General features: G+C 63.9%; 13 protein-coding genes. 2 read left to right on the top strand and 11 right to left on the bottom strand.

The features are described 5' to 3' along the window. Positions 1-6 precede the first annotated feature (6 nt). The 9 genes from ACZIRK_RS36270 to ACZIRK_RS36230 all read right to left on the bottom strand — a co-directional run bounded on the left by ACZIRK_RS36270 (position 7) and on the right by ACZIRK_RS36230 (position 9,001). Positions 7-354, bottom strand: a complete 348-nt coding sequence (locus ACZIRK_RS36270) for a c-type cytochrome (protein WP_474419150.1) — start codon at positions 352-354, stop codon at positions 7-9. Between the two features lie 63 nt (positions 355-417). Beyond that, positions 418-2,142 (bottom strand): outer membrane protein assembly factor BamB family protein, encoded by a 1,725-nt coding sequence (locus tag ACZIRK_RS36265; protein ID WP_474419149.1) that lies wholly within the window; start codon positions 2,140-2,142, stop codon positions 418-420. A gap of 414 nt (positions 2,143-2,556) precedes the next feature. Next, positions 2,557-2,844, bottom strand: a complete 288-nt coding sequence (locus ACZIRK_RS36260) for a GIY-YIG nuclease family protein (RefSeq protein ID WP_474419148.1) — start codon at positions 2,842-2,844, stop codon at positions 2,557-2,559. 141 nt (positions 2,845-2,985) lie between these two features. After that, positions 2,986-4,143 carry a DUF2778 domain-containing protein gene (locus ACZIRK_RS36255; protein ID WP_474419147.1) on the bottom strand — a complete coding sequence of 386 codons (1,158 nt, stop codon included), beginning with the start codon at positions 4,141-4,143 and terminating at the stop codon, positions 2,986-2,988. 272 nt (positions 4,144-4,415) lie between these two features. Further along, complete coding sequence (locus ACZIRK_RS36250) at positions 4,416-5,111, bottom strand: DUF899 family protein (RefSeq protein ID WP_130228397.1); 696 nt, start codon at positions 5,109-5,111, stop codon at positions 4,416-4,418. Between the two features lie 200 nt (positions 5,112-5,311). Beyond that, positions 5,312-6,814 (bottom strand): glycosyltransferase family 39 protein, encoded by a 1,503-nt coding sequence (locus tag ACZIRK_RS36245; protein ID WP_474419146.1) that lies wholly within the window; start codon positions 6,812-6,814, stop codon positions 5,312-5,314. A 7-nt stretch (positions 6,815-6,821) separates the two neighbouring features. Further along, positions 6,822-7,955 carry a glycosyltransferase gene (locus tag ACZIRK_RS36240; RefSeq protein ID WP_130228399.1) on the bottom strand — a complete coding sequence of 378 codons (1,134 nt, stop codon included), beginning with the start codon at positions 7,953-7,955 and terminating at the stop codon, positions 6,822-6,824. A gap of 248 nt (positions 7,956-8,203) precedes the next feature. After that, on the bottom strand, positions 8,204-8,401 hold the full coding sequence (locus tag ACZIRK_RS36235; RefSeq protein ID WP_028166323.1) for a hypothetical protein: 198 nt from the start codon (positions 8,399-8,401) through the stop codon (positions 8,204-8,206). Between the two features lie 240 nt (positions 8,402-8,641). After that, a complete protein-coding gene (locus ACZIRK_RS36230; RefSeq protein ID WP_474419145.1) occupies positions 8,642-9,001 on the bottom strand; it encodes a hypothetical protein in 360 nt (119 codons plus the stop codon). A 138-nt stretch (positions 9,002-9,139) separates the two neighbouring features. Between ACZIRK_RS36230 and ACZIRK_RS36225 the strand changes: the two genes are divergently transcribed. Continuing rightward, on the top strand, positions 9,140-9,955 hold the full coding sequence (locus ACZIRK_RS36225; protein WP_028166325.1) for a DUF72 domain-containing protein: 816 nt from the start codon (positions 9,140-9,142) through the stop codon (positions 9,953-9,955). An 11-nt stretch (positions 9,956-9,966) separates the two neighbouring features. After that, positions 9,967-10,428: a DUF488 domain-containing protein gene (locus tag ACZIRK_RS36220; RefSeq protein ID WP_474419144.1), complete on the top strand. Its 462-nt coding sequence runs from the start codon at positions 9,967-9,969 to the stop codon at positions 10,426-10,428. Positions 10,429-10,553: 125 nt separating this feature from the next. Here the strand turns inward: ACZIRK_RS36220 and ACZIRK_RS36215 are convergent, their stop codons facing one another. Both ACZIRK_RS36215 and ACZIRK_RS36210 read right to left on the bottom strand, forming a co-directional pair. Then, positions 10,554-11,468, bottom strand: a complete 915-nt coding sequence (locus tag ACZIRK_RS36215) for a PhzF family phenazine biosynthesis protein (protein WP_474419143.1) — start codon at positions 11,466-11,468, stop codon at positions 10,554-10,556. Positions 11,469-11,477: 9 nt separating this feature from the next. Beyond that, complete coding sequence (locus ACZIRK_RS36210) at positions 11,478-12,779, bottom strand: adenylate/guanylate cyclase domain-containing protein (RefSeq protein ID WP_474419142.1); 1,302 nt, start codon at positions 12,777-12,779, stop codon at positions 11,478-11,480. Positions 12,780-12,817 lie beyond the last annotated feature (38 nt).

The following is a 12,817-nucleotide window of genomic DNA, read 5'->3' as shown; positions in this document are numbered from 1 at the left end:
CCGGCATCACTCCTCGAGCGCCCGGATATAGGCCACGATCGCCATGATCTGGCTCTCCGAAAAGGCGCCGCCGAAGGCCGGCATCGCGCCCGGTTTGCCCTTCCTGATCCGCTCCGCGAGAAAATCATCGTCGCGCTTCGTGCCGGCGAGCTTCGGTCCCTTGCCGGCGACGCGGCCGCCGTTCTGGTGACAGAAGCCGCAAGAGGTCGCGAACATGGTGCCGCCCTCGATGTCGCTCTCCTTGGCCGACTGATCCTGGTTAGGCGCCTGGCTTTGCTGCGCGCAGACGCCCAACGGCCACGAGGACTGCCACAACAGCGCAATGCCAGTGGCGAGAAAGATTGATTTCGACATTCGCATCAGGATTGCAGCAGTGGGACGCCACGGCGCCCCACCGCCTCCCCGTTCTTATTGTTGTTACTTCAGCGAAAAGACGACGAGCGCACCGGCATCCTTCGGCATGCTCTTGTAGGGCTCGCCGAACAGTGCCGGAAATTCATCGGCCACCATGCCGCCCCATCCGGCCGGCACCGCGATGTACTGCTTGCCGCCAGCGGTGTAGCTGATGATGCCGCCATTGTGGCCCACGCCATTGTAGTGCGACCACAATTCCGACCCGGTCTCGGCATTGTAGGCGTGCAGCACGCCGCGCGAGTCCGGCACGAATACCAGATTGCCGCCGGTTGCGAGCACGCTGGCGAGCGGCGGCTCGCTGAAGGTGACCTCCCACTTCTTGTCGCCGGTCACGGGGTCGCGGGCACTGAGATGTCCGCGCGCCGGTCCGTCCGGCGGCGGGACCAGCTTGAAGTTGGCGCCGATGTTGAGCTGCGCCATCGGCTCGGTGATCGGCGTGGTCTTCACCACGTCCACGTCCATGCACCATTCCTGTCCGAGCTTGTACCAGAGGCCGGTCTTCGGGTTGTAGGAGCCCGCGTTCCAGCTAATGCCACCGGCGATCGCCGGGCAGAGCGGCGAGTTCGTCTGGCCAAGCGACAGATCGCGCCGACCAATCAGTTCGCCGGTCTTTGGGTCGATATCCTTCACGAAGTTGATGTTCTTCGCGAGCCGCCACACGTTCTGCACTTTCCCATTGGTGCGATCGTAGACAAAGACGAAGCCGCCCTTGTTCGGATGCACGACGAGCTTGCGGCCGTCGCGGTCGATCATCAGGAATTCACCGACCGCCGAATCGAAGTCCCAGGCGTCGTGCGGCAGCTCCTGGTGATAGAACTTCAGCTTTCCGGTATCGGGATCGAGCGCGATGACCGAGGTGGTGTAGAGGTTGGTGCCGGGCCGCGGCCCGCTCTTCTGCCAATCCGCGCCCGACCAGTCGTAGAGCGGCGCGGGATTCGCCGTGCCCCACCAGATGGTGTTGGTCTCCTGATCGTAGCCGCCCGGCATCCAGGCGCCACCTCCGCCGGTGCGCCAGGACTCATTGCCCCAGGTCGCCTTGGCGTCCTCGGTGCCGGCGACCGTGAAGAACTCCCATTTCTTCTGGCCGGTCTTGATATCGACGCCGAACAGCGGCCCGCGCGAGGTCCACTCGCCGCCCTGGCTGCCGATGATAACGGTGTCCTTCACCACCAGCGGCGCGCCCGTGAAGCCCACGGTGAGCTTCTTGGAATCGACCAGCTTGGTGTCCCACGCTGGCTTACCGGTTTTCATATCAAGCGCGATGAGACGGCCGTCGACGGTGCCGACCAACACCTTGCCATCGCCGAGCGCGACGCCACGGTTGTACGGCGAGTGCGTTTGCATCGCCACCAGTTGTTCGTCGAGCTCGGGGAAATACGACCAGATCAGCTTGCCGGTCGCGCCATCGAGCGCGTAGACGCGGCTGTAGGAGCCCGAATAGTACAGCACGCCGTCAGCAGCGAGCGGCATCGACTGCAGGCCGCGCGTCGAGCGACCCGGCATATGGATCCATGCGACCTGAAGATTCTTGACGTTATCAGCGTTGATCTGATCGAGCGCGCTGTAGTGATACGACTTGTAGCCGCCATGGTAGGTCAGCCAATCGTTCGGCGTCTGCTCGGCCGCCTGCAGGCGCGCCGGATCGATCGCCAATGCGGGTGACGCAACAGCCACAGCGGCCAGCGCGAATGCCGCACCGCACGTAAGGTACTTGATACCGATTGCCATTGGATTCCTCCCCTTTGATTTTTGGTTTTCATGTCATCAGAATTGCATCCCGCCTGCTTCGCGCAGCGGTTTTGTCCTCCCTCTTGTGATTGTCGATTTGTCGTCGCGGCGCGTACATAGCTCTCCCTCTTGGCGGAGAATGTCGAAGCGCACCCGTGGATAGAAAATAGCCTAGAATGCCCTCTCGAACTGTCAAGCTTCAACACGGCCCTGAGCGCGGCCTTTTGTGTTCCCCGCCGAAACGCGAGCGTCTAGAAGTGGATCGATTTTGCCTGGAAATTGTGACCTGTCTTCTCGGATGAATGGATTCCGGGCTCGATGCTTCGCATCGCCCCGGAATGACGAGGGATCGACTCTCCTCTCGTCATTCCGGGGCGCGCGTAGCGCGAGCCCGGAATCCATTCATCCGAGAACTCAGGTCGCGATTTCGGCATAAAGATCGATCCATTCGGGATTCTTCTCCTCGATGAGCCGAATCTTCCAGTCCCTTCGCCACTTCTTCAGTTCTTTCTCGCGCGTGATGGCTGTAATCGGGTCATCGTAGATTTCGAACCAGACCAGCCTGTTGACCGCATATCGCTTGGTGAACCCAGCGGCCACCTTGGTCTTGTGCTCATGGATGCGGCGAACGATATCATTCGTCACGCCGAGGTACAGCGTACCGTATTTCTTGCTTGCGAGCAGATAGACGAAATAGGCCATAGTTCCGCGGCAAAATGGATTCCGGGCTCGCGCTTCGCGCGCCCCGGAATGACACCTGATGCTATTGCGGGCATGCGAGGGAGATCAAGGTCACAACACAAAACCGGGCCTGAGCTCAAATTCGCCGCAAGCGCGTCCGCGTCACTGCACCTTCGCCAGCACCGCGAGCCGGCGGATGCCCTTGTTCCGGTACGCATCCAGGAACGCATAGTAGTTCTTGAACGAGACGCAGCCGTTGGAATCGCCGTTGGGTCCGAGCATGTAGGTGTGCGCGAGCAGGCCGGAGCGGCCGTAGATCTTGTCCTCGCCGCCGATCGGCGTCAGGCGCAGCGCGGGCACGCCGTGAAACAGCGCTTCGCGCGGCTTGAGCTCGTAGATGTGCGGCGGCGTCACGCCCTGCATGCGGACATGCGCATAGCGGACGTCGTCGATCTTGGAGCCGAGGCCGGAATGCGCCTCGAGCCTGGTGCCGTCGGGCAGATACACCGTCGCGGCGGAGATGTCGTAGACCGCGGTCTGGCGGTCATAGGGCGGCGAGCCGCCGTTCATCGGGTTCTGGCTCAGCGTCGAGGGAATGCTGGCGGTGACGTTGGCATCCGCAGATGCGAACGACAGCAGCGAGCCCGAGGACTCGCGCTTGCCCCAGAGCTTCTCGACGATCGACTGTTTCTCGCCTGAGGCGATCGACATCACCGCCGCCTTGGCGCGTGCCGCCATGTCGCGGACACCGGACGATTTTGCCGCGGGCTTGGTGTCGACGGGCGCGGCCGGCGTGTTGAGCGCGACCTGCAATGAGGTCGCCGCTTCCTTCTTCGCCGCTTCAACCCCCTTCGGCGCAGCACCTGACTTGGCTTCGGCGAGTTTGGCTGCGGCGGCCGGCTTCGACGCTTCCGCAACCTTCGGCGCTTCCGCGGGCGGCGCGGCCTCGGCCGCCCGTGACTCCACGCCCTCCGGAGCGGCGGCCGCAAACCTTTCGTTAAACATAATCGAAGCCGAGCTTGGCTCAGGCTTCGACAAGGTCGGCGGCGGTGGCGGCAACGACGCGAACACGTCGTTGAAGGATGGCGTCGGACGCGCGGCGACCGCAGCCTCCCGGTTCACTGCGGGCGTCTCATAGGCGGCACCGCCCATCGTGGGATAGACGTTCGCCGCGAAGATATTGATGTAGACGGTCCAGGCGCAGCCGACGACGAGCGCCGCGACCGCGGCGCTGCCGATGAAATGGTGAGGGAGGACTTTCCGGGAAGATTTTTTGCAGGAGGGCGCCGCAAAGCCAAACGCACCGGTACTCGTACTCATTCGCCTTGCGTCCAGAACAGTTCCACTTCTTCCTCGTGTGAGAGTGCGGGACAATCGCCGGAGCATCTCGCAGAGGCGCGAAGCGTCATTAAGGCGACTTTTAGTTAAATGCGGATTAAACGCGGGCAGATCTGGGGCGTGAGGAACGGCGGGGAATTTCCTTGTGAATTACCCCGGAATCTTGCGGAAATAAGGCAGGATTTATCGCTGTCCCAAAGCGGGATTCGACGGCCCAAGTCGCTGCCCAAGTCGCTCGCTTCTAAGTCGCGCGCTCAGTAACTCAACTTCGGATACCAGTCCGTGCCGCGGCCTTCTGGCGTGGTGTCGAGGATGGTCCAGAGCGGATCGATGTCGGGCGCGCCGCGCGGGTCCTGGCCCGGGTCGGACATCTTCGATCCCATCTCGCCCGACCAGAAATGACGGATGGTGCCGTCGCGCCGCGTGAAGACATTGTAGCCGGGCATATCGGCATCATCAGCGCTGACGTAATCGCGCGTGTAGTCGCCGGACATATCCGAGAAGATCTTGTGCCGCGTCCAGCCGCGCGCCTGCTTCGCCGCGACCAGACGCTCGATCGGCGAGCGCGCCACGAACACGAAGGCGATGCGCTGCTCGACATCGGGCAGCTTGGCCTCCCAGGTCCCCATGAATGAGGTGCACATCGGGCACGGCTTCTCACGCTGCGGCCCGAACATGTAGCTGTAGATGACGAGCGTCTGCTTGTCGCCAAACAACTCCGGAAAGCCGACCTTGCCGCGCTCGCCGACGAACTCGTAAGCCTTCGTCACCTCGCCGCCCGGCGGCAAGGCCCGGCGCAGCGCGGCGACACGCTCGATCTGGCGGCGCAGCTCGATCTCCTCGACGAGCAGCGCCTGCCGTGCCAGGCGATAGTCCGCGCTCTCGTTCGGGCGGCGCGTGGTGTTGGCCGCGGCGAGTTCGGCGGCGGGTTTGAGGATGGAACTGGTCATAACGGAACCTCGCTGGTTGGCGATGTCTGTAGAAGACGTTTCCGGAGGCACGAAGACGACATGCTGGCCGGAAATTTCTGCGTACTCGCATCGCCCGCGCCGATCGTCATACGCGGGCTTGACCCGCGTATCCATCGATCTTCAAAGAACTCTTGAAATGATGGATTGCCGGGTTAAGCCCGGCAATGACGGGGCCAGCCCTACGGCAGTTCCGGCGGCGGCGAGCGATCGAAGACATCGCCCTTCGGTTCCTCCAGGACATACAGCGCGTAGCTCTCGATCACGAGCGGGCCGCGCTTGCGCTGCACCTCGGCGATCCTCTCCACATGGGAGAACATCTCCTTCAGGAACGGCGGATCCTCGGGCCTGATTTCATGGACATAGAGCAGCTTTCCGGCAAGCTCCGCCGCGCTCGGCTCTGATGCGTTGACCCAACGGTATCGCTGGGTCTGCTGCGCGACGCAGGTGCCCTTCGGCAGATAGAAGGCAAGCCAGCCCGTGGTGCCGTAATCCGGCGCCAGCACGCAGGTCGCGCCGATACGTGCGCGCGCCGCTTCGATTTCCGCCGCCGTCTCGTGCCAGCCGACGCCGACGCTGCGCACGGTGGCATCGCGGCGATAGAGCGAGAGCACGCCGGTATTGGCCTGCACGATCAGCAGCACGAACATCACGATCCCGGTCGGCGCCGCCCAGCGGCGGCAGAAATCGGCAAGCCGCTGCCAGCGTCCCTCCCACGGCACCATCGTCGCCGCTACCGCGGCCGCGACCATGAAGGGCGGATAGACCGGTGCGAACCAGTTGGCTTCGACGCGCGCATGCAGCGAGTGCCAGATGAAATAGACCACGATGATCCAGAACATCAGATTGACGAGCAGGCGCGAGGCGAAGGCGCCCGTGCGGCGGAACGCGAGCGCGTGCAGCCCCATCGCACCGAGGATGAAGACGAGCGGCGTCGCAAACGCGATCTGGGTCGGGATCAGTTCACCGATGAAGGGCAGCCTGAAATCCTCGATGCGCGCCCGCCCCATCTGCTTGATGAAGGAGACCCAGTGGTGATCGGCGTTCCAGAGGATGACCGGCGCGAACATCAACAGCGCGAGAAGGCCGCCGAGGTAGAGCCAGGGCGACAAGAACCAGCGCCGCAGCTTCGGCACCACAGCGAGCCAGATCAGGATCGCCGGGCCGAAGAACAGCGCGGTGTATTTTGACAGCAGTGCAGCGCCGGCAGCGGCGCCGACCGCAAGCCACCATGCGCCCTGCCCCGTCTCCAGCACCTTGGCGAGCGCGAACAGCAGGAGGCTTGCGGAAACCAGAAGCGGCGCATCCGGCGTCACGATCATGGTCCCGACCGCGGCCAGCAAGGTGGCGTTGAGCAGGATCGCCGCGCTAGCCGCCATACGCTTGCCGCCGAACAGGATCTCGGCCGAGCGATAGACCGCCCAGCTCATCGGCAGCGCCAGCAGGATCGAGACCAGCCGCACGCCGAGTTCGGTATCTCCGGCAATCAGCGTGCCGGCACGGATCACCAGCGCAACCATCGGCGGATGGTCGTAGTAGCCGCCGGCGAGACTCTTCGACCACATCCAGTAATAGGCTTCGTCGAAGGTGATCGGCGTAAGAGCGGCGGCGAGCAGCCGCAACAGGACGAGCCCGACGACGGTTACGACGGTCGTGCGGACGAGACTCGTCTCGTTCGGATTCATGTCCCAATCATCGCTTGCGCCAGACGAACAGTCCGGACATCGCGTAGTTCCAGACCACGCCCATCAGCGCGCCGGCCGCGCCCGCAAGCCACCAGATCGGTTCCTGGTCATAGACCGAGAAGGCGACGCCGACATTGGCGAGCAGGCCGACGCTGCAGACGAGGTAGAACAGCAACAGGCCGCGCAGGATCGCAAAGCCCTTCAGCCGCTGGTCGCGATAGGTCAGGAAATTGTTGAGGACGAAGTTGCTGGTCATCGCGACGATCGCGCCGGTTGCCTGCGCTTCAGGAAACGGCGCGCCGAATACTTCCAGCGCAACGTATAACGCGGCAAGATGCACGAGCAGGCCGAGCGAGCCGACCAGGCCGAACAGCACGAAGCGGAGCGAGATGACGTCATGCGTCAGCTTCGCGAGCACGAGGCCGAGGAAATCCAGCGCGACCATGGAATCGAGCTTGCTCTCGCCATGCTGCCGCGAGCCGAACGTATAGGGAATCTCCACCGCGCGCAGCTTGCCCTGGGCGGTGGCGACGACGTCGAGCAGGATCTTGAAGCCTTGGGTCGAAAGGTCTGGCGCCAGCTCCTCGAAGCGGTCGCGGCGGATCGCGAAGAAGCCGCTCATGGGATCTGCGATATCGACCCGCAGCAAGCGGCGCGCGATCTCGGTGGCGAACGCGCTGGCGCCGGCGCGCTGCTTGTTGAACCCCTCGGCGCGGTAGCCCCCGATATAGCGGCTGCCGACCACGAGATCGGCCTTCCCGCTCCGCAGCAGCTCGACCATCTTCGGCAGTTGCGTCTCGTCATGCTGCAAGTCGGCGTCCATCACCACGGCATAGGGGGCGCTGGAGGCGAGGATGCCCTCGATGCAGGCGCCCGAGAGCCCGCGCCGTCCGACCCGGCGGAGGCAGCGCACGCGGGAATCCTGCCGCGCCAGGCCGCGCACCACCTCCCAGGTTCCATCAGGGGAATTGTCGTCGACGAAAACGACCTCCCAGGGGATACCGGCGAGCGTCGTCTCCAACCGCCGGTACAGGACGGTGACATTGTCACGCTCGTTGAAGGTGGGGACGACAACCGAAACAAGTGGCAAACCAACGGCCTGCGACGGGATTTCGGGGCCCGGTTTGATGGCGTCATTCATGGCGGCCAAGCGTATATCCGCGCCGCCAAGCCGCGGGAAGCCCTAAACGCCGGCTGGAATGCGGGAAAACGGGCCTGGGGACGCCCAAAAATGCCAACGACCACGAACAACAGGCGCGCGTACATCCGGCGCTGCCGTGCTATTACGTGGTCGTCCCGGCGCCAGAGCCCTTGCAGGCTGCGACGGCGCCGTTAGAGGCTAGATAGGAACCGCTATGCGTTTCCGCAAGGGCTCCTAGGGCGCTTAGGCTAGTTCGGCACCTCCCGAATCACCGGCCCCCTCGGGGCCGGCTCGGCCGGTGCCGGTTGCGCCGCAGCCGGGGGCTGCTCCGCGGGCGGCTTAGGGGGCTTGCCCATCTGCCCGATCGGCCCATACACGACCGCCGCCCCCAACACGATGACGGCGACGATGGCGCCCAATAGGCCCCCGACCGATTGCGATGTCATACCCGATTGTCCCAGCAACTGGAGGGTCTCAGCCAAGCACCCTCTTGGCCCGATCATACCCTGACGGGTCGCTGATATCACGAACAATGGCAACCAAGGAATAGCGATGGGCGCCGCTCCCTGCCCCGTCATTGCGAGCGAAGCGAAGCAATCCATCGCGCCACTTGCGGAGGCATGGATTGCTTCGTCGCTATCGCTCCTCGCAATGACGGCCGGGGCGCTCTGGTGGCCTATTGCCTGCTATTTCGCCGCCGCCTTGCGTCGGACGAAAGCGGTGATGATGTCCTTTTGCGCAAGCTCGATGGCGCGGTTGGCGGTGGCCAGATGCGCACTCGCGTCCTGGTTCGGAAATTGCTCGGTGAGGAAGCTGATCAGCGAGGCCCGGAAGTTCTGCCGCTCCGAGGGACATGCGCTCGCCATCAGGGAAGCGAACTCCTGGTCCGACATGGTCTTGTTGCTGTCGCGGGGATATTCGCGGGCGAGGCAATTCCAGTAGGCGTCGCGGCCGATCACGGCGAGCTTGTGCGCATCGTCGAGATCGTCATCGGCGATCGCGGCCGAGGATATCAGAACCAGAAGGGCCGCGATCATCATGCGCATTGTTGTTCTCCTTTTTGGGTATCCTAGCGCGGATGACCTGGATCGATAAGCGTGGAAAGCTTGCCGCCGGCCAACTGGCCAATCACGATTTATTTGACTACTCTCGGGGGTGTCCCCTCCTCACGATGAGTTCTTCTCGTGGCCAAAGCCCCAAAGAAAACTGCAGGCAGCATCTATATCGGCATCGGCGGCTGGACCTTCGAGCCGTGGCGCGGCGTGTTCTATCCGGAAAAGCTCGCGCAATCGAAGGAGCTGTCCTATGCCGCATCGAAGCTGACCTCGATAGAGATCAACGGCACCTATTACGGCTCGCAGAAGCCGGAGAGTTTCCGCAAATGGGCCAGCGAAGTCCCTGATGGATTCGTGTTCTCCGTGAAGGGCCCGCGCTTTGCGACCAACCGCCGCGTGCTGGCGGAGGCTGGCGATTCCATCAAGCGGTTCTATGATTCCGGCGTGCTGGAACTCGGCGACCGGCTCGGGCCGGTGCTCTGGCAATTCGCGCCGACCAAGAAATTCGACGGCGCCGATTTCGGCAAATTCCTCGAGCTGTTGCCGCGCAAGCTCGACGGCCGCGCGCTGCGCCATGTGGTCGAAGTCAGGCACGACAGTTTCTGCGTGCCCGAATTCGTCGCGCTGATCCGCGAGTTCGAGACGCCGGTCGTATTCGCCGAGCACGGCAAATATCCGGCGATTGCCGACGTCGCGAGCGACTTCGTCTATGCGCGACTGCAGAAGGGCAATGACGAGATCAAGACCTGTTATCCGCCGAAGCAGCTCGACGCCTGGGCCAAGCGGTTCGAGGAATGGGCCGGCGGCGGCGATCCGGACGACTTGCCGCATGTCGAGAAGACAAAACCGAAGAAGGCGCCGCGCGATGTGTTCGCCTATGTGATCCACGAAGGCAAGGTGCGGGCGCCGGCCGGCGCGATGGAGTTGATTGAGCGCGTAAAGTGACTGGACGCCGGATGGCCAGGGCCAAGAAGCTCTTCACGATCGGCTACGAGCAGACACCGCCCAAAGCGGTGCTCGATGAGCTCGAGCATGCCGGGGTGAAGCTTCTGGTCGATGTCCGTGCGGTCACCTCATCCCGCCGGCCAGGCTTCTCCAAGAAGCAGCTTGCGGCGGCGCTCGACGAGCGCGGCATCGCCTATGTCCATCTCGCAGCGCTCGGCACCCCCAAGGAGGGACGCCTTGCCGCGCGCAGCGGCCAGCACCAGCTTCTCCGCACGATCTACGGAAGGCACCTGAAGACGTCGCAGGCAAAAGAAGAGCTCGACGAATTGTCGTCGCTGGTGAAGAAGGCCGGACCGGTGTGCCTCATGTGCTACGAGCGCGACCACACGCATTGTCACCGCCAGATGATCGCCGAGATCATCGAGGACCGCGACGGCGTGAAGGTGGAGAATTTGGCAGCGCCGCAGGTGTAGCCACCGCCGTCATTCCGGGGCAGCCCGCAGGGCCGAACCCGGAATCCATCGGGCCACAAGCGCAAGCGGAGAAATGGATTCCGGGCTCGCGCTACGCGCGCCCCGGAATGACGAGAGGGTGCATCTCACCCCTCCCCCTCCAACTCCAACGTCCCCTCCATCATCTTCACGCAGCCGCCGCCGACATGCACGGACGCCACCGTGCCGCCCTGCTTGCGAACACGGGTGAGCAACAGGCTCGGCCGGCCCATGTCGACGCCCTGGCCGATGCCCAATCTCAATTCACCGTCACGCCTCTCGTCGAGATCGGCAAGGAATGCGGCGGCGGCCGCGGTCGCGCTGCCGGTGGCAGGGTCCTCGGAGAGGCCGCTCGAGCCCGGATGGAACATGCGCGCCTGCAGGTCGAGCGGCTGCTCGCTTGCGGGCACGTCGCGCGTGTAGAAATAGACAGCATCCGAACCGTCGCAGGGAAACGTCCGCGCGAAGGCCCCAGCATCCGGACATGCCCGCTTCAGCGCATCGCGCGAAGCGAGCTCGAGCATCAGGAACGGCAGGCCGACCGAGACGATCTGCGGTGGATGCCGGTCCGTCTTCACGTCACTCGCCGAAAGCGACAGGCAGGCCGCGGCCTGTTCGACATCAACGCGCGACAGCCGCTGCAGCGGTTGCGGCGCGGTGAGCTCGGCGCCCGTGACCCTGCCCTGCTCGCTCAGGATCTCGACCGGCACGAGCCCCGCCTTCTCCTCGAATCTCAGCCGCGCCGGCGGCTTGGCCGCGAGCGTTGCCAGCACGAAGGCGGTGCCGACATTCGGATGGCCGGCGAACGGGATTTCGGATCGCACCGTGAAGATGCGGACCTGCGCGTCGTTCGCGCTGTTCTGCGGCGGCAGCACGAAGGTCGTCTCGGAATAGTTGAACTCGGTCGCGATCGCCTGCATCTGCGCGGTCGACAGCCCGGCGGCATCGAGCACCACGGCGAGCGGATTGCCGCCGAACGCGCGGTCGGTGAAGACATCAACGGTGATGTAGCGACGCTGCATGAAATCCTCCTATCCCAGTTGCCACACCGCAACCGGCTTCTCGTAGCCGCGGATCGGCACCTCGCCGCGCGGCACTGCATCGCCAGCGGCCTCGCCGATCGCCTCGCGCACTTCGGACGAGATCAGGAACTGCGAGTTGAGCTCCTTGTTGAGCGCCTCCAGCCGCGCAGCGAAATTCACGGTATCGCCGATCACGGTATATTCCTTGCGTCGGGGCGAGCCGATATTGCCGGCGACGACCTCGCCGATATGGATGGCGATGCCGATGCGCAGCGGCCAGCTCGTGGTCTCGTTGAAGCGCTCGTTGGCGAGCAGCATCTCGCGTGCCGCGGCCACCGCCTGATGCGCCGCGTCCTCGGCTTCGAGCGGCGCGCCGAACAGCGCGAGGAAACCGTCCCCCAGGAACTTGTTCACGATGCCGCCGTGGCGATCGAGGATATCAACCAGCATGGCAAAGGCACGGTCGAGCCGCTCGACCACTTCCTGCGGCGAGCGCGTCCGCGCGCCCGCGGTGAAGCTGCGGAAATCGACGAACATCACCGCGACACGGCGGGTATCGCTGTCGGTCGAGGCGCCCTCGGTCATCAGCCGTTCGACCACCTGCGGCGAGACGTGCTGGCCGAACAGGTCGGTGATGCGGTCGCGCGCCGTCGCCGCCGCGATGCTGGCCTCGAACTGCCGCCGCAACTGCATGCCGACCGCGCCCGCCAGCATGCCGCAGATCAGCACGATGAAGCTGCGCGCCGCATGATAGTAGAGGTTCGGCTCGGCATCGGGATGAAAGAACATCGCCAGACAGAACAACTGAGCTGCGGCAACGAACCCGGTGAAGGTCGAGAGCCAGAAATCCAGTCGCAGCGTCGAGAGGATGATAAAGATGAAATAGAGAAACGGCGCAGCGAATCCGAGCGCAGCGACCGATCCCATGCTGTCGATATGGAGCGCCAGCGCGACCGTGGGCAACGAGGTCTCGATCAGCGCGCCGATGTAGCGCCGCACCACGGGCAGGTCGCGCCCTCTGCGCATATGTCGGGTGATCGCACCATGCACCCACAATTCGAACAGGATGAACGGCACAGTGATGTAAAAGAGAAATGATACCCTGAGATTGCCGTGCCAGACGCGGCTTACGGCCTCGGGCGCAAAGAAGTCGATGCCCAAACCGATGACACCCAGCAGCACCGCTGTCCCGATCAGCGCCTTGATCCGGAGCAGCTCGGTCGTCATCACCTCGCGCATCAAGATCTGGTGGAATTCGGCCGATATGGCCGAATCCTGCGCCTCTTTTTTCCTTCCCCAGAAACCGGCCATTATCTCCGCCTGTCATTCCGGGACGGTCCGAAGGACCG

The sequence above is a fragment of the Bradyrhizobium sp. Leo114 genome (assembly GCF_055229415.2).
This window is presented reverse-complemented; position numbering and strand designations above follow the sequence as displayed.

Bases quoted from the DNA above. Each gene is read 5' to 3' on its own strand.
- ACZIRK_RS36270 (WP_474419150.1), bottom strand. From the start codon at position 354: ATGTCGAAATCAATCTTTCTCGCCACTGGCATTGCGCTGTTGTGGCAG.
- ACZIRK_RS36265 (WP_474419149.1), bottom strand. From the start codon at position 2,142: ATGGCAATCGGTATCAAGTACCTTACGTGCGGTGCGGCATTCGCGCTG.
- ACZIRK_RS36260 (WP_474419148.1), bottom strand. From the start codon at position 2,844: ATGGCCTATTTCGTCTATCTGCTCGCAAGCAAGAAATACGGTACGCTG.
- ACZIRK_RS36255 (WP_474419147.1), bottom strand. From the start codon at position 4,143: ATGAGTACGAGTACCGGTGCGTTTGGCTTTGCGGCGCCCTCCTGCAAA.
- ACZIRK_RS36250 (WP_130228397.1), bottom strand. From the start codon at position 5,111: ATGACCAGTTCCATCCTCAAACCCGCCGCCGAACTCGCCGCGGCCAAC.
- ACZIRK_RS36245 (WP_474419146.1), bottom strand. From the start codon at position 6,814: ATGAATCCGAACGAGACGAGTCTCGTCCGCACGACCGTCGTAACCGTC.
- ACZIRK_RS36240 (WP_130228399.1), bottom strand. From the start codon at position 7,955: ATGAATGACGCCATCAAACCGGGCCCCGAAATCCCGTCGCAGGCCGTT.
- ACZIRK_RS36235 (WP_028166323.1), bottom strand. From the start codon at position 8,401: ATGACATCGCAATCGGTCGGGGGCCTATTGGGCGCCATCGTCGCCGTC.
- ACZIRK_RS36230 (WP_474419145.1), bottom strand. From the start codon at position 9,001: ATGCGCATGATGATCGCGGCCCTTCTGGTTCTGATATCCTCGGCCGCG.
- ACZIRK_RS36220 (WP_474419144.1), top strand. From the start codon at position 9,967: ATGGCCAGGGCCAAGAAGCTCTTCACGATCGGCTACGAGCAGACACCG.
- ACZIRK_RS36215 (WP_474419143.1), bottom strand. From the start codon at position 11,468: ATGCAGCGTCGCTACATCACCGTTGATGTCTTCACCGACCGCGCGTTC.
- ACZIRK_RS36210 (WP_474419142.1), bottom strand. From the start codon at position 12,779: ATGGCCGGTTTCTGGGGAAGGAAAAAAGAGGCGCAGGATTCGGCCATA.